This window comes from Sorangium sp. So ce693 (assembly GCF_051521375.1).
In the GTDB taxonomy this organism is placed as follows: domain Bacteria; phylum Myxococcota_A; class Polyangia; order Polyangiales; family Polyangiaceae; genus Sorangium; species Sorangium atrum.
This window is the reverse complement of record NZ_CP150347.1, coordinates 7,555,403-7,577,211: the sequence shown is the minus strand read 5'-3', so window position 1 is coordinate 7,577,211 and position 21,809 is coordinate 7,555,403. Positions and strand designations below refer to the sequence as shown.

At 70.6% G+C, this 21,809-nt stretch carries 18 protein-coding genes; 15 read left to right on the top strand and 3 right to left on the bottom strand.

Translation table 11 applies throughout. The annotated features are described in order from the left end of the window. Nucleotides 1-32: 32 nt before the first annotated feature. Complete coding sequence (locus WMF14_RS28200) at nucleotides 33-302, bottom strand: hypothetical protein (protein WP_437790951.1); 270 nt, start codon at nucleotides 300-302, stop codon at nucleotides 33-35. A 132-nt stretch (nucleotides 303-434) separates the two neighbouring features. On the opposite strand from WMF14_RS28200, the gene WMF14_RS28195 reads away from it, so the two are divergent. The 7 genes from WMF14_RS28195 (at nucleotide 435) to WMF14_RS28165 (ending at nucleotide 9,815) form a co-directional block, all read left to right on the top strand. Further along, on the top strand, nucleotides 435-1,940 hold the full coding sequence (locus tag WMF14_RS28195) for a PQQ-dependent sugar dehydrogenase (protein ID WP_437790949.1): 1,506 nt from the start codon (nucleotides 435-437) through the stop codon (nucleotides 1,938-1,940). A gap of 243 nt (nucleotides 1,941-2,183) precedes the next feature. Then, nucleotides 2,184-2,375 carry a hypothetical protein gene (locus WMF14_RS28190; protein ID WP_272093998.1) on the top strand — a complete coding sequence of 64 codons (192 nt, stop codon included), beginning with the start codon at nucleotides 2,184-2,186 and terminating at the stop codon, nucleotides 2,373-2,375. A gap of 41 nt (nucleotides 2,376-2,416) precedes the next feature. Continuing rightward, the gene (locus WMF14_RS28185) at nucleotides 2,417-4,588 is read left to right on the top strand and encodes a hypothetical protein (RefSeq protein ID WP_437790947.1); all 2,172 of its coding nucleotides are present in this window, start codon (nucleotides 2,417-2,419) and stop codon (nucleotides 4,586-4,588) included. 156 nt (nucleotides 4,589-4,744) lie between these two features. Next, nucleotides 4,745-6,253 carry an FAD-binding oxidoreductase gene (locus WMF14_RS28180; RefSeq protein WP_437790945.1) on the top strand — a complete coding sequence of 503 codons (1,509 nt, stop codon included), beginning with the start codon at nucleotides 4,745-4,747 and terminating at the stop codon, nucleotides 6,251-6,253. Between the two features lie 4 nt (nucleotides 6,254-6,257). After that, nucleotides 6,258-6,797, top strand: a complete 540-nt coding sequence (gene ruvC, locus WMF14_RS28175; RefSeq protein ID WP_437790943.1) for a crossover junction endodeoxyribonuclease RuvC — start codon at nucleotides 6,258-6,260, stop codon at nucleotides 6,795-6,797. Between the two features lie 293 nt (nucleotides 6,798-7,090). Then, on the top strand, nucleotides 7,091-7,789 hold the full coding sequence (locus WMF14_RS28170; RefSeq protein WP_012237707.1) for a LolA family protein: 699 nt from the start codon (nucleotides 7,091-7,093) through the stop codon (nucleotides 7,787-7,789). A gap of 379 nt (nucleotides 7,790-8,168) precedes the next feature. Further along, a complete protein-coding gene (locus WMF14_RS28165) occupies nucleotides 8,169-9,815 on the top strand; it encodes a PrsW family glutamic-type intramembrane protease (protein WP_437790941.1) in 1,647 nt (548 codons plus the stop codon). Nucleotides 9,816-9,823: 8 nt separating this feature from the next. Here the strand turns inward: WMF14_RS28165 and WMF14_RS28160 are convergent, their stop codons facing one another. Further along, nucleotides 9,824-10,405, bottom strand: coding sequence for a serine O-acetyltransferase (locus WMF14_RS28160; RefSeq protein WP_437739493.1), 582 nt, complete (start codon nucleotides 10,403-10,405; stop codon nucleotides 9,824-9,826). A gap of 248 nt (nucleotides 10,406-10,653) precedes the next feature. On the opposite strand from WMF14_RS28160, the gene WMF14_RS28155 reads away from it, so the two are divergent. From WMF14_RS28155 to WMF14_RS28125, 7 genes are all read left to right on the top strand, one after another. Further along, nucleotides 10,654-11,361, top strand: coding sequence for a response regulator (locus WMF14_RS28155; RefSeq protein ID WP_272093991.1), 708 nt, complete (start codon nucleotides 10,654-10,656; stop codon nucleotides 11,359-11,361). A gap of 177 nt (nucleotides 11,362-11,538) precedes the next feature. Continuing rightward, nucleotides 11,539-12,309: an energy transducer TonB gene (locus tag WMF14_RS28150; protein WP_437790938.1), complete on the top strand. Its 771-nt coding sequence runs from the start codon at nucleotides 11,539-11,541 to the stop codon at nucleotides 12,307-12,309. A 57-nt stretch (nucleotides 12,310-12,366) separates the two neighbouring features. After that, complete coding sequence (locus WMF14_RS28145; RefSeq protein WP_272093989.1) at nucleotides 12,367-13,077, top strand: MotA/TolQ/ExbB proton channel family protein; 711 nt, start codon at nucleotides 12,367-12,369, stop codon at nucleotides 13,075-13,077. Beyond that, on the top strand, nucleotides 13,028-13,489 hold the full coding sequence (locus WMF14_RS28140) for an ExbD/TolR family protein (RefSeq protein WP_437790936.1): 462 nt from the start codon (nucleotides 13,028-13,030) through the stop codon (nucleotides 13,487-13,489). The genes WMF14_RS28145 and WMF14_RS28140 overlap by 50 nt, the downstream gene beginning before the upstream one ends. A gap of 4 nt (nucleotides 13,490-13,493) precedes the next feature. Next, a complete protein-coding gene (locus WMF14_RS28135; protein ID WP_437790934.1) occupies nucleotides 13,494-13,931 on the top strand; it encodes an ExbD/TolR family protein in 438 nt (145 codons plus the stop codon). 198 nt (nucleotides 13,932-14,129) lie between these two features. Beyond that, a complete protein-coding gene (locus WMF14_RS28130; RefSeq protein ID WP_437790932.1) occupies nucleotides 14,130-17,066 on the top strand; it encodes a TonB-dependent receptor domain-containing protein in 2,937 nt (978 codons plus the stop codon). A gap of 101 nt (nucleotides 17,067-17,167) precedes the next feature. Beyond that, nucleotides 17,168-18,580, top strand: a complete 1,413-nt coding sequence (locus tag WMF14_RS28125; RefSeq protein WP_437790930.1) for a hypothetical protein — start codon at nucleotides 17,168-17,170, stop codon at nucleotides 18,578-18,580. Nucleotides 18,581-18,708: 128 nt separating this feature from the next. Here WMF14_RS28125 and WMF14_RS28120 read toward each other — a convergent pair whose 3' ends face one another. Beyond that, on the bottom strand, nucleotides 18,709-19,356 hold the full coding sequence (locus WMF14_RS28120) for a hypothetical protein (protein WP_272093984.1): 648 nt from the start codon (nucleotides 19,354-19,356) through the stop codon (nucleotides 18,709-18,711). A gap of 206 nt (nucleotides 19,357-19,562) precedes the next feature. Here WMF14_RS28120 and WMF14_RS28115 point away from each other — a divergent pair, with 206 nt between their 5' ends. Beyond that, the gene (locus WMF14_RS28115; protein WP_272093983.1) at nucleotides 19,563-20,951 is read left to right on the top strand and encodes a sigma 54-interacting transcriptional regulator; all 1,389 of its coding nucleotides are present in this window, start codon (nucleotides 19,563-19,565) and stop codon (nucleotides 20,949-20,951) included. The last annotated feature ends 858 nt before the right edge of the window (nucleotides 20,952-21,809 follow it).

Below are 21,809 nucleotides of genomic sequence, written 5' to 3'. Positions count from 1 at the left end.
TCGCACGTACCGCTCTGTTTCAAATATCCACCTCAGCGAGTGAGCAGCGCATCAAAGGCGTGCGCCAGGTGCATTTCATCTGAACGGCTGATCAAAATGTGGGCAATGCTGCTCGACGCCGGTCGAGTGGCGCTGTTCTCCCATTGCCCGATTGCGGTGGCGACCGGGCGAGCAGGCCTGTCGAAGGCCCTTGAGCCCACAGGCCATGGAGAGAGGAGCCCGGCCGGCGTCGCCGAGCTCGCATCGAGCAAACGCACGCCGTCGGCCGGCCAGGCGAACGGGTGTTGACGTTCTGCAGGCATGATCCGTCACCTGCTCACCCGGGCTCCGATGTCCTGTTCTTTCGTCCGGCAGTAGTTCATGAGTGCGCCACGGCGCTTGTCATGTATAGAATGCGTCCCATGACGAAACAGCGTTCAACCTTGGCTTTGTGGATGACCTTCGCGCTGGGTGGCGGCGCGTGTCTCGCGCTGGGCGCCGGTGCGTGCAGCGACGACGGGGCGACCAGCTCTGGCGACTCCGCGACGAGCGGAGGGAACCAGGGCTCCTCCGGTACGCAGACGGGGACGGGGGCCGGCGCTGGCTCCGCCTCCAGCTCCGGCGCAGGCGCCGGCTCCAGCTCTGGTTCCGACGCCGCCTCCGGCTCTGGTTCCGGCTCCGGCTCCGGCGGTGGCAGCAGCACCACGTCGTCGTCCGGGACCACCGCCGGACAGGGCGGCTCCGGCGCCGGCGGCGGCGACCCGGTGGAGTGCGATGCCAGCGCGGCGCCCGACGTCGGGAAGCTGGCGCTCGCTCCCGTCGTCACCGGCGTGGACAAGCTGGTTTACGCCGCTCAGCCGAAGGGGTCGAGCGACTGGTATCTCGTGCTGCAGACCGGGCAGATCCGCGTGTTCTCCGGCGGTCAGCTGCGCAGCGGGGTCTTCCTCGACGTGAGCAGTCAGATCCAGCTCAGCTCCGGCACCTTCGACGACGAGCGCGGGGTCATCAGCATGGCGTTCCCGCCCGACTACGCGACGAGCGGCAAGTTCTACATCATGATGACGGCGACCACGGGCACGAACATGAACCGTGACATGGTGGTCGAGTACAAGCGGTCCAGCGATCCTTACGTGGCGGACGCGAACTCGGCGAAGACGATCTTGCGGCTCGACGCGTCCGCGGTGAATCACAACGGCGGCCATATCGTGTTCGGGCCCGACGGCATGCTCTACGTCGGCACGGGCGACGGGGGCGGGTCCTGCAACAGCGACAAGCCTGGCGGGTCGCAGGATCCGGCCTCGCTGTTCGGCAAGATCCTGCGCCTCGATCCGAATGCTGCGGAGCCGTACGCCGCGGCCGGCAATCCCTTAAGCGGCACGGCCTCGCGGGTCTGGCACTATGGTCTGCGCAACCCGTATACCTTCACCTTCGACCGGGGGACGGGCGATCTCTTCATCGGCGATGTCGGCCAGGATAGCTACGAGGAGGTCGACTACGTTCCTGCCGGCACCTCGGGGCTGAACTTTGGCTGGCCGAAGTGGGAAGGCACCCACGCGGATACCTGCCAGGGGCGCACCATGCGCGCGGGCGATACGCACACCCCGCCCATCGCCGACATGGATCGGCGGCAGAGCGCGACAGGGCCGTACCGCGACTACAAGTCGGTCGTCAGCGGATTCGTGTACCGGGGCAGCCAGGTGCCGCAGCTCCGGGGCGTCTACCTGTTCGGCGACTACACCGGAGGGAAAATGGGCGCGCTCATGCAGTGCGGGGCGCAGACGTCGCCCATCACGGTCATCAACAAGAACCCCGATCCGAACGCGCCGAACGCTCCGGCATTCACGCGTCAGGGCAACCTGCCGACCTTCAACGCGCTCACCGCGGTCGTCGAGGACAACGACGGCGAGCTCTACTTCGTCGCGAACCGCAACAGCCTGGTGAAGATCGTTCCCGGGACCTGACCAGGCCGCCCAGGGCGCGGGCGCCGGATCTCGCGCCCGGCCTTGGATCCAGCGCGCGAGCTCCCGCACGCTCCTGCACGTTCTTGCACGCGGGCGGCCAAGCTCGCCCGCTCCGCCTCCGCCGACGCAGCCAACCCCACGCAGCCGCCGTCGCGCCGCCTCCGATGGCAGCGGACGGCGCGCCCCCCTTCCGAGCGCCCAGCGGATGTGCTTCGCTTGCCCCGCTCGTTCAGGAGGAGTCCCATGAAGAATGTCTTGACAGTGCTTGTGGCGCTCGGCGCCATGTGTCTCTTCGGCTGCGAGGGCAAGCCCCAGGCGACGCCCGAGGCGAAGCCCGCGGCCACGACCGAGGCGGCGAAGCCCGCGCCCAAGGCCGAGCCGGACAAGGCGGCGCCGGCCGAGACCGCGAAGCCGGCGAGCACCGGCGGCTGGTGATCGGCGCGGCGGCTCGGCCCGCTGCCCCGCGGCGCAGGCGCATGGCCGCGGTCCGCCTCGCGCTCACGCTCTCGCTCGGCCTGACCGCCCTGGCGTGCGACGGCCGCCCTGCGCCGCCGGTCCACGGCGGTGCCCCCGATCCGGACCCGCTCGAGCCGCTGCGGCGCTTCGAGGCGGCGCGCCGAGCGGAGGCCGATTTCTCCCGCGCACCCAGCTCCGACCGGCTGTTCGGGTCCGACCCGATCGCGCTCCGCCCCGTGGATCCGCTGGGCCGCCCCGCCGCGCCGGGCGCGCCCGCGCTGCTCTCCCCGCTCCGTGGCCGCGACGCGCTCGTCCTGCTCGACGCGTCGCTTCGCGAGCTCTCCCGCGCCCCCGCGCCGGCCTCGCCGACAGGGGTCGCGGTCATGCCCACCGGCGAGGTCTTCGCGAGCGGCGAGGCGTCGCCCTCGCTCTTCCGCTACGCCGTCCGCGGCGCCTCGCTCGAGCCCGCGGGGCGCATCGAGCTCGCGGGCCTCCACGGCGTCCGGGACCTCGCGGCCGGCCCCGAGGGCCTCCTTTACGCGCTCGACGAGCGCGCCGGCACGCTCGTCACGCTGCGCCCTGGTCACGCCGGCGCGGACGGACGCATCGAGGTCGAGCGCTGGGACGAGCCGATCGGCGCTGGCCCGTTCCGCGTCGTGCGCCTCGCGCATCACCTGATCGTCGATTGCCTCCTCGACCACACGCTCGTCGTGCTCCCGGTCGGCGCCGATGGCCGCCCGCTCCCGGGCGGCGCGGCGCGCGTCCGCCACGACGGCCCGATCTGGAGCTTCGACGCCCTCGAGACGGGCGGCGCCGGGGGCGGGCTCCTGCTCGCGGCTGGCGGGGTCGAAGATCACCCGCTCGACCGGACCGGCGGCTCGTTCGGATACATCGACTCGTTCGTCTTCCTCTACCGCGTCGCCGCCGGCGCCCGGCCCGAGGTGACGCGGCTCTCGGCCGTGAACGTCTCGGAGCTCGGCGTGCTCACCCCGAAGGCGATCGCGCTCTCGGCGATCCCCGGATCGAGCGGCGTGCGCGTGATCGCGACCGGCTATGGCGGCGATCGCAGGGCCGAGCTCCTGTTTCGCGCCACGGACGCCGGCCTCGGGAGCGCGCCGGAGGTCTCCACCCGCCCGCTCGCCCCCGGCGTGGCCGGCATGGCCGCGCTCGGCGGGGGCGCCTTCGCCTACGCGAACCCGTTGCTCGACGCGTGGCTGCTCGACGCAGGCGACGGCGCGGTCGTGAAGCAGCCGGTCCGGGACGGCGAGGACGCCCGCTCCGACGAGATCCGTATCGGCGAGGCGCTCTTCTTCACCTCGCTGATGGCCCCGTGGAACAAGGCCGACGGCCCGCTCAGCCGGTTCACGTGCGAGACGTGCCATTTCGAGGGCTACGTCGACGGCCGCACGCACCACACGGGCCGCGGCGACGTGCGCGCCACGACCAAGCCGCTGCTCGGTCTGTTCAACAACCGCCCCCACTTCTCCCGCGCCCTCGATCCGGATCTCACCGCGGTGGCGGACAACGAGTTCCGCGTCGCCGGCGCGCTGAGCGGCCACGACCCCTGGTTCTCCATCTCGAGCGAAGGTGCGCCGTGGCTCGCCGATCTCGGGCTCGTCGACGGCGGGCGCGATGCGCGGTCGCCCGAGGCGCTCCGCCGCGCGCTGATGAGCTTCCTCATGGCGTTCTCGCACCGCGCGAACCCCGCCGCCCTCGGCCGAACGAGCTTCACCCCGCTCGAGCGCGACGGCGCCCGGGTGTTCCGGGACCGCTGCGCTCGCTGCCACGCGCCGGTGCTCCGCAGCGACGATCCCGGCTCCGCGGCGCCGTTCGAGCGCTGGGAGGCGCTCGTGTTCGCGCCCGAGGGCGCGATCGTGTGGGGGAGGGCCGGATACGAGAAGACCGGCGTCGTGCCGTATGTGCACGAGGAAGGCGCGCGGGTGCCGTCGCTCCGGCGGCTCTACAAGAAGCGGCCCTACTTCACGAACGGCTCCGCGAAGACGCTGCGCGAGGTGCTCGAGCGGGCGCGCTTCGAGGATACGGGCGGCCGCGCGGCCGGTGACCAGCGCGGCGCGGCCGCCGCCGCTGCGCCGGGCGCCTTCTTCCACGACGGCGCGCCCGCGGGCGAGGGCCTCGTCGCGCTGGACCCCGGCGCGATCGAGGCGCTCCTCGCCTTCCTCGATCTGCTCTGATCGCGCGGCGCGTCCGCGCGCCCGCTGGCAGGCAGACCGAGGGCACGCCGCGCGGGGAACGCGTGTCCGTGAACCAGATCCCGGCCGCGGCCAGCCCTGAGGCCGCCCGCGCGGATCCGCCCAGCATCGCCGCGCGATCCGCGGTAAATGGGGGAGATGCGACAGCACCCCACGTTCCCCCGCCCGTCGGCGTCGGCCATCGACAAGGCGCGCCGGCTCCTCGAGCGCGCGCTCGGCCCCTCGAAGGTCATCACATCGGCCGACGGGTGCGCGGCCTACGCGGGCGACGAGTCGGATCAGCCGCCGGTGAGCCCGGATGCGGTCGTGCTCGCGTCCTCGGCGGCCGACATCGAGAAGGCGGTGCGGGCGGCGAGCGAGGCGGAGGTGCCGGTCGTGCCGCGCGCCGCTGGCAGCGGCAAGTCGGGCGGCGCGGTGCCGGTGGGGGGCGGGATCGTCATCGCCACGATCGGCATGAACTCCATCAAGGAGATCAGCCGTGAGGAGCAGATCGCGGTCGTGGAGCCGGGCGTCATCCTCGCCGACCTGCACGCGGCCGTCGAGGCCGAGGGGCTCTTCTACCCGCCCGATCCGAACTCGCTCAAGATGTGCGCGCTCGGCGGCAACATCGCCGAGAACGCGGCCGGCCCGCGCGCCTTCAAGTACGGCGTCACGCGCGAGTATGTGCTCGGGCTCGACGCGATCCTCATCGATGGCACGCGCCTCCGCACCGGCCGGCGCACGGTGAAGGGCGTGACGGGGTACGACGTCACGGCGCTTCTCGTCGGCAGCGAGGGCACGCTGGCGATCACGACGGAGGCGACGCTCCGGCTCATCGCGAAGCCCCCGTCGGTCATGACGCTGCTCTGCCTGTTCCCGGACGTGCGCGCCAGCGGGCGCGCGGTGAGCGCCCTGGTCGCCGCCGGCGTCGTCCCGCGCTGCCTCGAGCTGCTCGATCGCCCCACGCTCGATGCGGTCCGCGCGCGCGGCGTCGGGGTCGACGAGCGCGCGGGCGCGATGCTGATCATCGAGGTCGACGGCGAGCCCGCGGACTGCGAGGTCCAGGCCGAGCGCGTGGGGGAGGTCTGCATGGATGCCGGGGCGCTCGACGTCCTCGTCGCGCAGGACGAGGCGCAGCGCGAGCGGCTCTGGGAGGCGCGCCGCCAGCTCTCGCCCACGACGCGCGCCATGGCGCGCTACAAGATCTCGGAGGACGTCGTGGTCCCGCGCGACAAGATCCCGGCGCTGCTCGACGAGGTCGCGGAGATCTCGGCGGCGACCGGCGTCCGCATGCTGACGTACGGCCACGCCGGCGACGGCAACCTCCACGTCAACCTGCTCTGGAACGACCCGGAGCTCGTCCCCCAGGTGGAGACGGCGCTGTCGCGCCTGTTCCGCGCGGTGATCGGCATGCGGGGCACGCTGAGCGGCGAGCACGGCATCGGGACGTCGAAGGCGGACTTCCTCGCGCTCGAGCAGTCGCCGGAGCTCATCGCGCTCGAGCGCAAGATCAAGGCGCTGTTCGACCCGAAGGGCCTGCTCAACCCGCACAAGATCTTCCCGCGGCGGACGCTCGATGCGGCCGAGCGGGGCGAGCGAGACGGGGGGCCCGAGCGCGCGCCGGGCTTCCCGACCCACGTCGTGGCGCCCTCGCACGGGGCGTGCTGAGCCGATGCGGGTCCTCGGCATCGATCCCGGCTCGCGCCACCTCGGCTGGGGCCTGCTCGTGCGGCAGGGCACGCGCATCGAGCACGTCGCGCACGGCGTCATCGACATCGACACGAGCGGGACGTTCGCCGGCCGGCTCGTGGAGATCGACGACGAGCTCGGCAAGGTGATCGCGTCGCTCGCGCCCGACGCGGCCGCGGTGGAGAGCCTGTTCTTCGCCAAGGACGCGCAGAGCGCCGCGAAGCTCGGCCACGCGCGCGGGGTCGTGCTGCTGCGGCTGGCGCGCGCGGGCGTGCCGATCTCGGAGTATCCGCCGGCGCTGGTGAAGCGGACGATCGTCGGCCGGGGCGCGGCCGAGAAGGCGCAGGTCGCGCAGGTGATGACCGCGGTCCTGCGCCTCGCCACCCCCCCGCGGCCGGACGCGGCCGACGCGCTGGCCATCGCGATGACCCACCTCAGCGCCGCGGGCTTCGCGGCCGCGCTGGCGGCGTCGGGCGCGCCCGTCCCGCGCCGCGCCCGGCCGCGACGGGCGCGCCTCGGTTGAGCGGGCCGACGCGGCTCCCTGGTCGCACATGGGGACGCCAGGCGCGGCGCCTCGGTTGACTGCGTGGTTGGGGGCCGGCGGGCGCGGCCGGGGCGGTCCGGGCGCACATCCCGTGTGCTATGGAGCCTGCATCGGACGCTCCCGCGCCGCGTCCAACATGAAAATTGTGCGGCGCGCCCCGGCTTCAGCGAGGGTGCGGCGCCAGGGCACGGAACCGGCGGTGCATCGCCGGCGCCCCCGTCGCCGACGAGCGGGGGCGACACGCCTCTGGACATCAAAGGAGATCGGGAAGGATGACGCGAACCTCACTCAACCGCCTCGCCGCCGCGTGCCTCATCGGGCTGACGGCGCCCCTCACGGTCGTGCTCGCGACGCTCGCGACCGCCGGCGAGTCCCAGGCCGCGGGTCCCACCGCCGAAGAGCTCGGCAGGCGCGTCCAGCAGTTCTACGACTCCACGAAGACCTTCAAGGCGAGCTTCACCCAGACCTACACGATCAAGGTCCAGGACGTGAAGAAGGTCTCCACCGGCAAGGTGACCTTCGAGAAGCCGGGCAAGATGAGCTGGATCTACGACGCGCCGAACGGAAACCGGGTCGTCTCCGACGGCGTCACGATCAAGGTCTACGAGAAGGACAACGAGCAGATGTTCGAGACCCCGGTGAAGGGCTCTCAGTATCCGGCGGCGCTCGCGTTCTTGATGGGCAAGGGGCAGCTCACGAAGGATTTCTCGCTGCGCCTGCTCGATCCTGCGCAGATGAAGTTCGAGGGCGGCTATGTCCTCGAGGGCACGCCGAAGGAGGCGACCCCTGCGTATCAGAAGATGCTCCTCTACGTGGACGGGCAGACCAACCAGGTCCGCCGCGTGCTGATCCTCGACGCGCAGGGCAACCGGAACCGGTTCGATTTCTCGTCGCCGGTCGTGAATCAGCCGGTCGGGAAGACCGAGTTCGATTTCACGCCTCCTCCGGGCACGCGCGTCGTCCGCCCCTGACGTTCTCCCGCCACGTTCCCGGCGCGGAGAGGCTGCTGCCGCGTTACCCCGCCGACCCCCGACAGCGCGTGAAACTCGTGGAAGCGGAGCGTCACAGCCTCCGCGCTCCTCGCCGGCAGCGCGCCGTGGCGAAGCTGCTGGGATATATGCCCGGCGCGTCCCTGCCGTGGTAGAAATATTGCGTGATACTTCGATCCCACGGGCGTGAGCGACAGCTCCGAGGCTGGCGTCGCCCACCGCGGATCGTCACCGCTGCTTTCGGCTCCACGCGCGCGGCGGGGATTCGCCTCGGCTGAACGGTCACCCGCTGTCACGAGGCTTTCGCGAGAGCGCTCGATCCATGAACAATCCCCCCGGACATCGTCCCGATTCCCCCGGCGTGCCGCAACAACCCCGGCCGGCGGAGCGCTTGAGCGAGCGCGCGCAGCCTGGAGGTGGGCAGCTCCCGTCGGGGTATCCGGCGCAAGGCGCGGGGCAGAGCGCCACGGGGCAACCGCCCTACGGGCCGCAGGGGCACGCGTACGCGCAGGCGCCGCAGGGGCAAGCGTACGCGCAGGGGCCGCAGGGGCACGCGTACGCGCAGGGGCACGCGTATCCACAGGGCCCGCCAGGACACGCGCACGCGCAGGGACCGCAGGGTTATGCGCAAGGGCCGCAGGGGCAAGCGTACGCGCAGGGGCCGCAGGGCTATAAGCACGGGCACGCGTACGCGCAGGGGCAGCAGGGCTATACGCACGGGCACGCGTACGCGCAGGGGCCGCAGGGTGATGCGCAGGGGCAGCAGGGGCATGCGCACGGGCCGGAGGGGCACGCGTACCCGCAGGCACCCCAGGGCTACGCGCAGCGGCAGCAGGGGCACGCGTACGCGCATCACCACGCAGGCTACCCGGCGGCCGTTCGGAGGTTCGACCCGGACCGGCGGCTGCGCATCGCCGGGCTGTGGCTTTGGGCCATCGGCCTCATCGCGGGCGCGGTCCTCAACGTGCTCTTCACGCTCCTCGGCGTCATCGAGTCCGGGGGGAGCATGCTGAGCGCGATGCTCGTCGGGGCGCTCTTCGCGTTCCCGCCGCTCGTCCTCTACCTGTTCGTCCCGATGATCATCGATCGGTACGATCCCGAGCCGTGGTGGTGCCTGGTGATGGCGTTCCTGTGGGGCGCGCTCGCGGCGACCGGCTTCTCGATCCTGATCAACACAGGCGTCCATATCGGCGTCTCAAGCAACTTCGGCGAGTCGGCCGGCGAGCTCGTCAGCGCATCGGTCAGCGCGCCGTTCGCAGAGGAGCTCTTCAAGGGGCTCGGCGTGTTCGGCTTCTTCTACTTCCTGCGCCGGGAGTTCGATGGGATCGTCGACGGCATCATCTACGCGACGTTCTGCGCGCTCGGCTTCGCCGCGGTGGAGAACGTGCTCTATTACGCGCGCGCCTCGATGCAGGGCAGCGACGTGCTCGCCGGCACGTTCGTCCTGCGGGGCGTCTTCACGCCCTGGCTTCACCCGCTGTTCACGTCGATGACCGGCATCGGCTTCGGGCTCGCCCGGGAGTCGTCGAGGACGTGGGTGCGCGCGACGGCCCCGATCGGCGGCTACCTGCTCGGCGTCGCGCTGCACGCGGTGTGGAACTTCCTCCCGACCGCCCTGGGGCGCGCGATGGGCGACATCTTCATGCCGTGGCTCCTGCTCTGGCTGTGCTTCGTCGCGTCGTTCTTCGGGATCATCGTGGCGCTCGTGATCCGCAAGGGCTGGGTGATCCGGGATCATCTGCGCGATGAGGTCGCGCTCGGCATGCTCACCCAGGACGAGCTCGAGCTCGTCTGCTCGCCGATCGGCCGGCTCCGGTGCACCCTGGGCTGGCGCGGCGCCACGGGGCGGAGCTTCATCCGCGCCGGCGCGCGGCTCGCGCTCAGCAAGTGGCACACGGCGCGCGCGCTGCAGGCGCGGAACCGCACCCTGAGCGCCGATTTCATCGGCCCGCTCCGGCAGGAGATCGCGCAGCTCAGGCAAGAGCTTCTCGCCCGGACGCCTCGATAGGGCAGGGGTCAGCTCTGCGAGGTGTTCGTCCCGTCCGCGGCTGGGCGCGCGGCGGGCTGGGCGGCTCGGTCCTCGCGCCGCTGCACGGGCTTCGCGGGGATGCCCACGACCGTGGTGTTCGGCGCGACATCGTGCACGACCACGGCGTTGGCGCCGATCCTGGCGCCGTCGCCGACCGTGACCCCGCCGACGATCTTCGCCCCCGCGCCGATGAAGAGGTCGCTCCCGAGCACCGGTGTCTGTCGCCGATCGGCGCCGATGGTCACCTGGTGCTCGATGAGCACGTTCGAGCCGCCGCGGACGTTGCCGTTGATGACGACGCCGTTCGAGTGGATGAGCACGAAGCCGGGCCCGAAGTCCGCGCCGCGCCCGATCACGCAGCCGCCGGCCAGGTTGGTCGCCTTGTTGAGCACCATCTCGAGCACCGGCATCCGGTGGGCTCGCGCGGCCTGCGTGAACCTGTAGAGGACCATCGCCGCCGTGCCGTCGGTCGCCAGCGTCTTCAGGAGGGTCGGCAGTGGATCGCTGCCGTAGCACCATGTGGCCTTCTGGCGCACGTCGGCCGCGATGAGTCGCAAAGTCCGCAGCATCGGACGAGGCTAGCGCATCTCGCCTCGCCCGTGCGACCTTTCGCCGCGCGCCCGCGGGGCACGTCGTCGCGAGCGCCCGCGTGACATTTCGCCGCGCCTCTGCGCCTGCGCGCCCCTGCTACATCTCGTCGTGCGTCGTCGTGAGTCCGTTGCGCCTGCGTGCCCGCGCGGTCTTTTCGCCGCCGCACCGCCCTGTTGCCATCCGGTCATCGGTCCGTCACATCGCTCGGGTACACGCGCTCTTCACCATGGCGCGGATTTTAGTCATCGAGGACGAGCCGGCGCTCCAGAAGGTGCTCGACTACAACCTCAGGCAAGCCGGGCATGAGGTGCTCCTCGCGGGGCAGGGCGGCGAGGGGGTCCGGCTGGCCATGGACCAGCGGCCCGATCTCGTCCTGCTCGACCTCATGCTGCCGGACATCCCAGGGACCGAGGTGTGCCGTGCTCTACAGCAGAGCGATGGCACCCAGCGGATCCCCGTGATGATCGTGTCGGCCCGCGGGGACGAGGTCGACCGCATCGTCGGCTTCGAGCTCGGCGCCGTCGATTACGTGGTCAAACCGTTCAGCGTGCGGGAGCTCGTGCTGCGCGTGCAAGCCGTGCTCCGCCGCGCGAAATCCTCCGGGGACGGGGAGCGGAGCATCGAGTTCGGGTGCCTGCGGATCGACGAGGGCGCTCACCGCGTGTGGGTCGAGCGCGAGGAGGTCGAGCTGACGCTCCTCGAGTTCAAGCTCCTCGTCGCGCTGTACGAGGCGCGCGAGCGCGTGCAGACGCGCACCGCGCTCCTCGACGGCGTCTGGGGCATCGACGTGAGCATCACGACGAGGACCGTGGACACCCACGTCAAGCGGCTTCGCGACAAGCTGCGCCGCGCTGGCGATTACATACAGACCGTCCGCGGTATCGGCTATCGATTCGCCGCTTCGCCCGATCTCCCCGAGAGCCGCAGCGCCTGAGCGCCCTGCCGGGCGAGCACGACAATCGTTGCCCCACCGTCACCGGGCCGCAACGACAGCCGGTGTACCGTGCAGACGGTGATTCACATGCTGAGCGACATCGTTGAAGACTGCCGGTCCCTCTCATGAGGTCCGGCGGAGCTCCGGTGTCGTCGCCAGCGTGTGTCGGGAGCCTCGATGCATCTTGAGACGTGGAATGCAGGGGAGGCCGATCCTGAGCGGGCGAAGCGGCTCGCGATCGGGGTTGCGGCTGGGCTCCTGCTGTTCGTGGCCGTCGCGCTCGCCGCCGCCCGCCTGAGCGGCGCGATCGCGCCTCCTCCGCCCGAGGAGGAGGTCGTCGAGGTCAAGCTCGCCACCCAGCTCCCCGAGGCGCCCCCCGTGGCCCCTGCGCCCGCGCCCCCGCCGCCGGCGGCGGAGGCTCCGGCGCCTCGCCCGGCGGCGCCCCGGCGCCCGGCGCTCGTCGCGCCGACCGTGGTGCCCAGCGAGGCGCCGGCGGAGGCGGACCCGAGCCAGGCCAAGGCGAGCAACGACGACACCTACGGTGAGCCGGGAGGCGTACCGGGCGGCGTGCCCGGAGGGGTCCCCGGCGGCACGGGGACGGCCGCCGTGGCTGCGCCCGCGCCGCCGCCGCCACCGCCCCCTCCTCCGCAGGCGAAAGGGCCGATTCACCTCCCCGAGAACGCCACGCCGCCTGTCGCGCTCTCCAACTCGCTCCCTCCCATCCCCGAGGCGGCGCGGAGCGCGGGGATAGAGGCCACCGTGGTCGTCCGGTTCGTGGTGACCGAGACCGGCGAGGTCACGAACGTCACCATCGTCCGTGGCCATCCGCTGTTCAACGACGTGGTGCTCGCGACCGTGAGGACATGGCGCTACAGGCCGGCGATCCACGAGGGCAGGCCGGTGTCGACCTTCAAGACGGTCAGGATCCCGTTCAAGGCGAAGAGATGACGTCGAGCGTGCGGCCGCGGACGCGGCCTCTCGCGCGAGGAACGAAGGAGGTTAGCCATGATGCAGTTTGATCTCGGGCACATCTGGGCGACCATGGGGCTTTTGAGCAAGCTCGTCGCGTTCGCCCTCGTGCTCATGGCGCTGGCGAGCGTCGCCGTCGTGGTGGAGCGGCTCATCGCGCTCGCGCGTCAGGCGTCGGAGACCCGGCGCTTCGCGAGGGAGGCGCGCCCCGTGATGGAGGCCTGGGACACCGCGCGGCTCGTCTCGATCGCCGACGGCTACGGAAGCTCCGCGCTCGCCCGGCTCGTCGGCGCGGCCGTGCGCCGCTTCCAGCGCGCCGTCGAGGCCGGCGAGGGCGGCGTGCCGCCGGTGGAGCTCGCGCGCCGCGAGGTGTCGCGCCGCCGGGAGGCGATCTCCGCCGACCTGCGCCGCGGCCTCTCGGTGCTCGCGACGGTCGGCTCGGTGGCCCCGTTCGTCGGGCTGCTCGGCACCGTCATCGGCATCATCACGGCCTTCCAGACCATCGCCTCGACCGGCTCGGGCGGCCTCGGCGCCGTGAGCGCCGGCATCTCCGAGGCGCTCATCGTCACCGCGCTCGGGCTCGCGGTCGCCATCCCGGCGGTGCTTTGCTTCAACTACCTCACCACCCGTATCGCCGCGGTGGAGCTCGCGCTCGAGCGCAGCGCGGGTGAGCTCATCGACGAGATGGAGAACGAACATGGGCGTTCGAGCGGAGAGCAGTCGCTCGGGTCGGCAGCCGCCGCCTGAGCCGGAGATCAACGTCACGCCGCTCGTCGACGTGGTGCTCGTGCTCCTCATCATCTTCATGGTGATCGCGCCCCAGATGGAGCACGGCGAGCGGGTCGAGCTGCCGGCGGTGTTTCAGCCGGATCCGAAGTCGAAATCGAAGCTCGACCCGATCTACGTGACGATCACCGGCGCAGGCACCGTGTTCCTCGAGAAGGAGGCCGTCGCCGATCTCGGCGCGCTCGGCGAGCGGCTGCGGGCCATCCGAGCTGCCGAGCCGGAGCGCCGGGTGGTCATCAAGGGCGACTCCTCGTTGAGGTACGGCCGCGTGCGGGAGGCCTTCGCGCTGTGCCAGGAGGTCGGGTTCGCCGGGATCTCGCTGCAGGTGAGCCAGCGGGGCGGCGGGGCGTCCGCGGAGCCGGAGGAGGGATAGCGCCATGGGGATGAGCGTTCCGCAGGGCGGAGGCAAGAAGGGCGGTGTCGCGCCGAGCATGAACGTGACGCCGCTCGTCGACGTGGTGCTCGTGCTCCTCATCATCTTCATGGTCGTGACGCCGCTGCTCGCCAAGCAGTTCTGGCTGAATCTGCCCAAGAAGGACGACACAGCGAAGCTCGCGCCGCCTCCCGTCGACGCCGACAAGCCCGTGGTGCTCACGGTGGATCAGCGCGGCGTCCTCCGCATCAACCAGGCCGAGGTGCCGCGCGGCGAGCTGAAGGAGCGGCTCGCGCGCATCTTCGCGGCGCGCTCGGACAACGTTCTTTACTTCGACGCGGAGGACGAGGCCGTCTACGCGGTCGCCGTCGAGGCCATGGACGCCGCGCGCATGGGCGGGGCCAAGACGATCGCCGTCCTGACGGAGAAGCCCGCGCGCTGAGCCAGGGCACAGGCCCGATGAGGTGAAGTCGAGGCGCGCGGCGGCCGCCGCCGCGTCGCTCGAGCGCGCGAGCGCGGCGGGGTGCACGGGAGAGGGCGCGAGTCGGCCCTGCGCTCTCCTCATCAGACGGGCGCGCGTGCGCCCGGCCATCGAATCGAGAGTCGCGCCCGGGCTCGGAGCGCGCGAAGGGACAGGTGCATGAGTCGCAGAAGGATCTCGGGGGTAGTCGCAGCGCTGGTGACACCGCTTTGCTGGGGGGCCACGGCCTTCGCGCAGGGCGACCCCGGAGCCGCTGCGCCGCAGCCGGACGGCGCGGCGCATCAGGCCGGCGGCCCTGCGGCGGACGACGTCGCGGGGCTCGATGAGCCGAGCCCGTCGCGCCCGCCGCCCGCGGGGAAAGGCGTGGTGTGGGGCGTCGTCACCGACACCGCCACGAAAGAGCCCTTGCTCGACGCCCAGGTGTCCGTCGTGGGGACGAAGCTCAAGGCGATCGCGGACCTCGACGGGCGGTATCGCCTGGAGCTCCCGCCGGGCACCCATCAGCTGCGGGTCTGGTACGAGGCGCACAAGCCGCAGCGCGTGCAGGACGTACGTGTGACCGTCGGGCAGGTGGTCCAGGTCGATGTCGGCCTCGATCCCGATCAGCAGACAGAGGAGGTCATCGAGGTCGAGTTCGAGCCGGAGCGGGCGAGCGTCGCGGCGCAGCTGCTCATCCGGAAGAACGCGGCCCACGTGGGCGACGCCATCGGCGCGAAGGAGATCGCGAAGACACCCGATCGCAACGCCGCCGAGGCCGCGAAGCGCATCGTCGGCGCGACCGTGGTCGACAACAGGTACGTCTACGTCCGTGGCCTGGGCGAGCGCTACACGAACGCGCTCCTGAACGGCGCCCCCCTGCCGAGCCCCGAGCCCGACCGGCAGGCCGTCCCGCTGGACCTCTTTCCATCGCTGGTCCTCAGCGACATCACCGTCGTCAAGACGTTCACGCCCGATCTCCCCGGCGATTTCGTGGGCGGCTCTGTCCAGGTCAACACACGCGAGCTCCCGACCCAATTCCTGTTCCAGGCATCGCTGTCGCTCGGGTTGAACAGCCAGGCGACGTTCCGGGATCGCCTGAGCTACGCCGGCTCGGGCACCGACTGGCTCGGGATCGACGGCGGCGCGCGCGCGCTTCCCCGCGAGATCCCCGACTACAAGGTGGTGCGGCTTGGCTCCAAGCCGGGCGGCGGCACCATCACGAGGGACGAGATGACGGCCTATGGGCGGGCGATCAACTCGTCGATGGTGACGACGCGGTCGTTCACCCCGCCGAACGGGAGCGGCAGCGTGGTCGTCGGCGACACCCTGAAGCTCGGCGGCGAGCAGCGCCTCGGTTACATCGCCACCCTGAGCTATGGCCGGAAGTTCGCTCCGCGCGCTGAAGAGCGCACGAGAGCCTTCCTGCCCGCTCCTCTGGGCGGCGAGCCCGTACCCAACGTCGACACCGGCACCGGAAGCATCCGTGACCAGGTGTCCTGGGGCACCTTCGCCAGCGTCACCTACAACCCGGATCAGAACCACAAGGTGACGATCACCGGACTCCACAGCCGCTCGTCCGAGGACCTGGCCAGCGAGATCGACGGGAACCCTCTGGACGGCGGCAGCGTGTTTCGCGACACGCTGCAGCGGTTCATCTCCCGGGCCCTCACCCTGGGCCAGCTCCAGGGAGAGCACCGCATCGGCGCGCTGGACGGCGGCACCCTCGACTGGAAGGCGTCCATCTCCCACGCGTCCTCGGACGAGCCCGATACGAGGGAGACCGTCTACATCAGGGACGATACGAGCGGAGCCTACTCGTGGGACGAGGGCACGCTGAGCGGCGCCCACTTCTTCAGCAACATGACCGACGTGAACTACGGCGGGCAGCTCTCCTATACCCAGCCTCTCGTTCGGGGGGACACCCCGACCCGGGTGAAGCTGGGCGGTCTGTTCAACCTTCGAGAGCGCGAGTTCAACGCGCGCCGGTTCCGGTTCAAGCAGCGCCCGGGCTCGGACTCGACGATCCTGCGCCAGGAGCCGGGCCAGCTGTTCTCGGACGAGAACATCGGCACGGCGCTCGAGCTGGAGGAGATCACGCGCGAGACCGACTCCTACACGGCGAACAGCGATCTCTACGCCGGGTACGTGATGACGGACGCCGCCATCACACGATGGCTCCGAGCGGTGATCGGCGCGCGGATCGAGGCGTCCACGCTGTCGCTGAGGGCGTTCGACAGGTACTCCCCGGCAAACCCGGAGATCAAGGCCGAGAGCGATAATGTCGATCTCTTGCCTGCGGCCAACGTCATCTTCAAGGCGAGCTCGAACTCGAATGTCAGGCTCGGCGTGTCCAGGACGCTGGCCCGGCCCCAGCTCCGCGAGCTCAGCTCGACCTTGTATCAGGAAGGATACAGCGGGATGGAGGCGCAAGGCAATCCGGCGCTCGGGCGGACGAGCGTCGTGAACACCGATCTCCGCTTCGAGATCTTCCCGACGGCCGGTGAGGTGGCCGCGGTCAGCGTTTTTTATAAGCACTTCCAGGATCCGATCGAGGAGATCATCTTCCCGAACGGCGGCAGGGGCAGGCTCAGCTACGTGAACGCAGAAGCCGGTCACGTCGCCGGGGTCGAGCTCGAGGTCAGGAAGGGCCTGGGCTTCGTCACCCCGCTCCTGAAGGAGGTCACGGCGCTCGGAAACCTCACGTTCGTGCAGTCGGAAGTGACGATCGATCCAGATGACAACGAGGGAGGGGTCACCATCGCGAGCACACCGACGCACCCGCTCCAGGGGCAATCCCCCTTCGTGGTGAACCTGGGGCTCGATTATGCCAGCGAGTCGACCGGCACGAGCGCCCGGCTCCTCTACAACGTGTTCGGCGCCCGGCTCAAGCGGGTGGGTCGCAAGGGGCTGAAGGACGAGTACGAGCAGCCGCGACACCAGATCGACTTGACCCTGGCCCAGCGCCTCGGCGAGCACATCGAGCTGAAGCTGGCCGGCGAGAACCTCATCAATGCGCCCATCCGCGTCACCAAGGGGAGCGACGGCGATGAGGACAAGATCGCCAGCCAGTACAGCGTTGGGACGACTGTGACGTTGAGCGCTGCGTTCACCTACTGAGCACCTGCCATTGAATCGTCACGCGGCGCTCGTCACGAGTTTTCCTACATGCGCCATGTTGGGGCAGGAGGTAGAATAAATTGCGTACATTCAAATTGGGCTTGGTTTGCGCCTCGGCGCTGTCCGTGGCGGCGTTCGCCGCGTGCGGCGATGACGACTCGATCTCCCCGTCCTCGACCAGCACCTCGTCCGCGAGCAGCTCCGCTAGCGGCGGTGACGGTGGCGGCGGCGGTGATGGCGGCGGTGGCGACGGCGGTGGTGGTGGTGGTGGCGACGTCAGCGCCGATTGCTCCTCCCCGGTGGAGGTCAGCGAGGCGATCACCGCCAGCACGAAGTGGACCGCCGACAAGTGCTACCTCATGAAGGGGATCATCTTTGTCGAGCGCGGCGCGACCCTGACCATCGAGCCCGGCACGAAGATCATGGGCGAGAAGGTGAGCCTCGCCACGCTCGTCGTGAAGCCCGGCGCCAAGATCAACGCCAAGGGCACGGCGAGCAAGCCCATCGTGTTCACGAGCCAGGGCGAGGCGGGCGATCGCGCCGCCGGCGACTGGGGCGGCGTCATCCTGCTCGGCGAGGCGCCCGTCAACGTGGAAGGCGGCAAGGCCAACGTCGAGGGCATCACCGGGGAAGGCACGGAGTACGGCGGCGACAAGCCCGCGGACAACAGCGGTGTCCTCGAGTACGTGCGCATCGAGTACAGCGGGATCCTCCTCTCTCAGGACAACGAGGTCAACGGCCTCACCTTCGCCGGCGTCGGCTCCGGGACGACCGTCGATCACGTGATGGTGCACCACACGCTCGACGATTGCTTCGAGTTCTTCGGCGGCACCGTCAACGCGAAGCACCTCATCTGCGCGCAGAACGGCGACGACGGCTTCGACTGGGATCTCGGCTACACCGGCAAGCTCCAGTTCCTCGCGCTCCAGCAGGACCCGTCCGTCGCCGACGAGACGAACGGCTTCGAGGGCGACAACGACGCCGATTCGTCGGCCAACATGCCCCTCAGCGAGCCGACGATCTACAACGCGACCCTGTGCGGCAAGAACAAGGAGGTCGACAAGCAGCAGTACGGCATGCTGCTCCGCCGCTCGACGAAGGCCCACATCTTCAACACCATCGTGACCGGCTTCGAGGCGGGGGTGGATCTGCGTAACGAGCTCACCGAGGTCGAGCTCGCGAGCTCGATCTTCTTCGGCAACATCGAGGAGAACATCGCCTACGAAGAGACGGATACCGAGGCGGCGACCGAGTCGAAGCTCGACGACGACGACGACGCTGGCGCGGACGAGGTCGCGTGGTTCGGGGACGAGGCGACCAACAGCACCGATGATCCTGGGCTCGCCGACTGCTTCGCCGCCACGCCCGACTTCCGGCCCGAGGCCACGCTCACCGAGAACGCGGCGACCCCGCCGGATGACGGCTTCTTCGACCCGGAGGCGAAGTACATCGGCGCCTTCAAGGCCGATGACACCTGGGCGACGGGCGCCTGGGTCTCGTTCGACGCGAACTGACGCCGCGCCGTCCGCGCCGGCCCTCCGCGACGCGGTGGGCGGACCGGATCCGTGGCGAGAGAAATGACGAAGGCCGGCTCTTCAGCCGGCCTTTATCGTCACGAGCATCACGGCTCCGCCGCAGGCGCTCAGCGCACCCGCGGCGTAAACCCGGACACACTGCTCCGATGCTCGCTGCATACGCCTCGCGCGTCCGCGGTCTCCTTGAATGACACCCTTCCGCACACCTCGCAGATGCACAGGTGTGCGCGATAGAACTCCCGGTCGAGCAGGATGTCGGCGGCGAGCAAGCTGAGCACAATGTCACCGAGGAAGTCGATCTCGCGCGGCGAGGCGACCCAGACGGGACGGCCGCCGACCGCCGCCCGGCGGACCCTGCCCCCGTAGATCGCCGCGTTCAGGAATCGATCGTCGGCGACGGGCGCGATCAGCCCCCGCAGGGCCGTGATGACGCGCCCGCGGGCCTTGTGGATGAGCTCCTCGAGGTTGCTGCTGCCGTCGGCCCGGGGATCGAGCATGACGGGCGTCGCGCCGGGCTCGCGCACGATCTGGGGGCGCTTCATCAGGCCCGGGGTCACCAGGTGGTCCACGAACCAGTCCTGGAGGTCCTTGGGCGTCCACTCGGACGCCGGCCACTCCAGGAACTCGAGCGCGCCGCGGAGGCCGCTGATGCTCTGGAGACCAGGGTGGGAGGGGAGGCTCGGCAGGGTGCGGGATGTGTGCAGACGCCGGGACGAGCGGCGGCTCGCCTCCTCGATGTTGCGGCCGGATCCCATGTTCACCTCGAGGGCGGACCCCCGGTCCCGATGGATGCGAGCTCTTGCAGAGGCCACCATGCCGAGGGAACAAGCACAACTTGTGCCGAACCTGGCGAACGGGGCGACATGGATTTGCTGGGAGTTCTGCCCAGAGAGCGTTCGCAGGCCGTTGGGATGGCCGGCCACTGGCCGGCCAGGTTCTTCAACGGGTAAGATTGTGCCCGATGGACCACTCCACCGTCCGCGTCTCGGTTTCACCGGAGCCCTCGGTCGCCGAGCCCGTTCCCGGCATCGTCCTGATCTTCTCGGGGGATCAGCCGCGCTGCGCTCCGATCCCGCTGGATCGTGGCTCCGTGGTGGTGGGTCGCGGAGGCGTCGGCGGCGTGCCCCTCATGGACGACTCGCTCATGTCGCGACGACACGCCCGCATCGCGTACGACGGCGGCGCTTGGACCGTGGAGGACCTCGGCAGCACCAACGGGACGTCGGTCAACGGCGAGCCGATCCGCGGCGAGGTGCGGAGGGACGCGATCCAGGTCGTCGGCGCGGGGACGTCGGTGTTCCTCGCGCTCAGCGACATCCGGAGCTTCGCGCGCGGGGGCGTGCGCGTCGAGAAAGAGAGCGTCCTCGGGCCGAGGCTGCAGCTGATTTACGACACGATCATCCGCGCCGCGGCCGCGGGAGACAGCCTCCTCGTGACGGGCGAGAGCGGCACGGGCAAGGAGCTCGCGGCGCGCGCCTACCACGAGGCGGGGCCGCAGGCGCGCGGCCCGTTCGTCGCCGTCAACTGCGCGGCCATCCCGGAGGGCCTGGCGGAGCGGCTCCTCTTCGGCGCCAGGCGCGGCGCTTACTCCGGCGCGACGCACGACACCGACGGCTATGTGCAGGCCGCCCACGGAGGCACGCTCTTCCTCGACGAGGTGGCGGAGCTCGACGCGGCGGTCCAGGCGAAGCTGCTGCGGACGATCGACACCCGGCAGGTCCTCGAGCTCGGCGCGGTCGCGCCTCGCCCGGTGCAGATCCGGATCTGCGCGGCGACACACGACCTCCGCGCCCGCGTCGCCCAGGGCCGCTTCCGGGATGATCTCTACTACCGTATCGGCCGGCCCGAGGTCCGGCTCCCGCCCCTCCGCGAGCGGACCGAGGAGATCCCGTGGCTGCTCGCGCAATGCGCAAAGGCGGTCGGCGCGGCCGCTCAGAGCGGGTCGCCGACGATTCACCATTCAATGATCATCGCGTGTGCGATGCGCCGCTGGCCGGGGAATCTGCGCGAGTTCGTCGGCGAGGCGCGGCGCGCCGTGACGCGCGCGCTCGACGAGGGGCGGCGCACGGTCGAGGCCAAGGATCTGGACCCGCTCGCCGGCGTCGGGCTGAGCCCGGAGGCGCTCGAGCCGCACGCCCGGCCGACGGCGAGCGATGTTCGACCGGCGCGCGCAGGACAGGCGCCGCCCGAAGATGAGATCGCCGAGGCGCTTCGCCTCGAGCGAGGCAATGTGTCTCGCGCCGCCATCAGGCTCGGAGTGCACAGGAATCGAATTCGACGCTGGCTCGAGAAGAATGGCGTCGATCGCTCCCACTTCGCCGAGGGAAGCGACCTGTCCGATAACGACTGAACCGCTGGCGCCCGCCGTCGCATGCACAGGTGCAGGAGTGCGTCAATGGTGCCGCCGCGTCGCTGGAGAGCGCTCGTCACCCGGCTGCGTTGCGATGACGAAGTCACTCCCGGCGTAGGCTGCTGAGCCCGAGGGGGCGGTCGTTCCGTACATCACCTCCAGCAAACGCTCTGCTCCTTACGAAGGCCTGAAGGCCCTCGCGGCGCTGTTTCTCGGGCGAAGGAGCGCCCGATCGTCGCAGGGTTGCCTCCATCTGGCGACGCAACGTGGGATCGATCGACCGAGCGCCCATGTATAGGGACTTTACAGAGCTGATTATGCGGGTTGTAATGTGGTGTGTAAGCCCCGTCCCCAGCGAGGTGCTGTCACGACCACGGTCCACTCGACGAGTCCGGCGCGTGCTCGCCAGGTCGGAGCCCACGATGCGCCCTGAAGAGACCACCAGTGAAGTGTCCCGCGGGCCCGTGCGTCGCGCGCGGCCTGCGTCATCGAGGCCGCGCTCCGCGCGATCCGCGCGCGCCGGGGCCGGCCGGGCTTCCGCCTGCGGCGCGATCACGCTCGCCTCGCGGGACGCCTACGAATGCCTACGTCTGTCGCCAGAAGACAGGCTCGGACGTCGCGCGGAACACGAGGACGGGCGCGCGACGCACAATGACGATCTTGGACTTGACCGGGCGGGCGGCTTCATCGATGTACAGAGAGTTGCCTCTCGGGTCTCCGTGCGAGCTCAGGCCCCGTCGCGTCACGGGCGGGCGCTGCGCTTCGCGGCCTTGCCGCGGGCGCGCGGCCGCCGAGCGCCTGCTCCCTGCTCGCCGTCGGGCTCTCCCTCAGCGACATCTGCAAACATTGAAACCCCTG

Coding starts and splice junctions, on each gene's coding strand:
- WMF14_RS28145 (WP_272093989.1), top strand. CDS start 12,367: ATGATGCAGTTTGATCTCGGGCACATCTGGGCGACCATGGGGCTTTTG.
- WMF14_RS28155 (WP_272093991.1), top strand. CDS start 10,654: ATGGCGCGGATTTTAGTCATCGAGGACGAGCCGGCGCTCCAGAAGGTG.
- ruvC (WP_437790943.1), top strand. CDS start 6,258: ATGCGGGTCCTCGGCATCGATCCCGGCTCGCGCCACCTCGGCTGGGGC.
- WMF14_RS28150 (WP_437790938.1), top strand. CDS start 11,539: ATGCATCTTGAGACGTGGAATGCAGGGGAGGCCGATCCTGAGCGGGCG.
- WMF14_RS28200 (WP_437790951.1), bottom strand. CDS start 302: ATGCCTGCAGAACGTCAACACCCGTTCGCCTGGCCGGCCGACGGCGTG.
- WMF14_RS28160 (WP_437739493.1), bottom strand. CDS start 10,405: ATGCTGCGGACTTTGCGACTCATCGCGGCCGACGTGCGCCAGAAGGCC.
- WMF14_RS28130 (WP_437790932.1), top strand. CDS start 14,130: ATGAGTCGCAGAAGGATCTCGGGGGTAGTCGCAGCGCTGGTGACACCG.
- WMF14_RS28135 (WP_437790934.1), top strand. CDS start 13,494: ATGGGGATGAGCGTTCCGCAGGGCGGAGGCAAGAAGGGCGGTGTCGCG.
- WMF14_RS28190 (WP_272093998.1), top strand. CDS start 2,184: ATGAAGAATGTCTTGACAGTGCTTGTGGCGCTCGGCGCCATGTGTCTC.
- WMF14_RS28180 (WP_437790945.1), top strand. CDS start 4,745: ATGCGACAGCACCCCACGTTCCCCCGCCCGTCGGCGTCGGCCATCGAC.
- WMF14_RS28115 (WP_272093983.1), top strand. CDS start 19,563: ATGGACCACTCCACCGTCCGCGTCTCGGTTTCACCGGAGCCCTCGGTC.
- WMF14_RS28120 (WP_272093984.1), bottom strand. CDS start 19,356: ATGGGATCCGGCCGCAACATCGAGGAGGCGAGCCGCCGCTCGTCCCGG.
- WMF14_RS28195 (WP_437790949.1), top strand. CDS start 435: ATGACCTTCGCGCTGGGTGGCGGCGCGTGTCTCGCGCTGGGCGCCGGT.
- WMF14_RS28170 (WP_012237707.1), top strand. CDS start 7,091: ATGACGCGAACCTCACTCAACCGCCTCGCCGCCGCGTGCCTCATCGGG.
- WMF14_RS28185 (WP_437790947.1), top strand. CDS start 2,417: ATGGCCGCGGTCCGCCTCGCGCTCACGCTCTCGCTCGGCCTGACCGCC.
- WMF14_RS28140 (WP_437790936.1), top strand. CDS start 13,028: ATGGGCGTTCGAGCGGAGAGCAGTCGCTCGGGTCGGCAGCCGCCGCCT.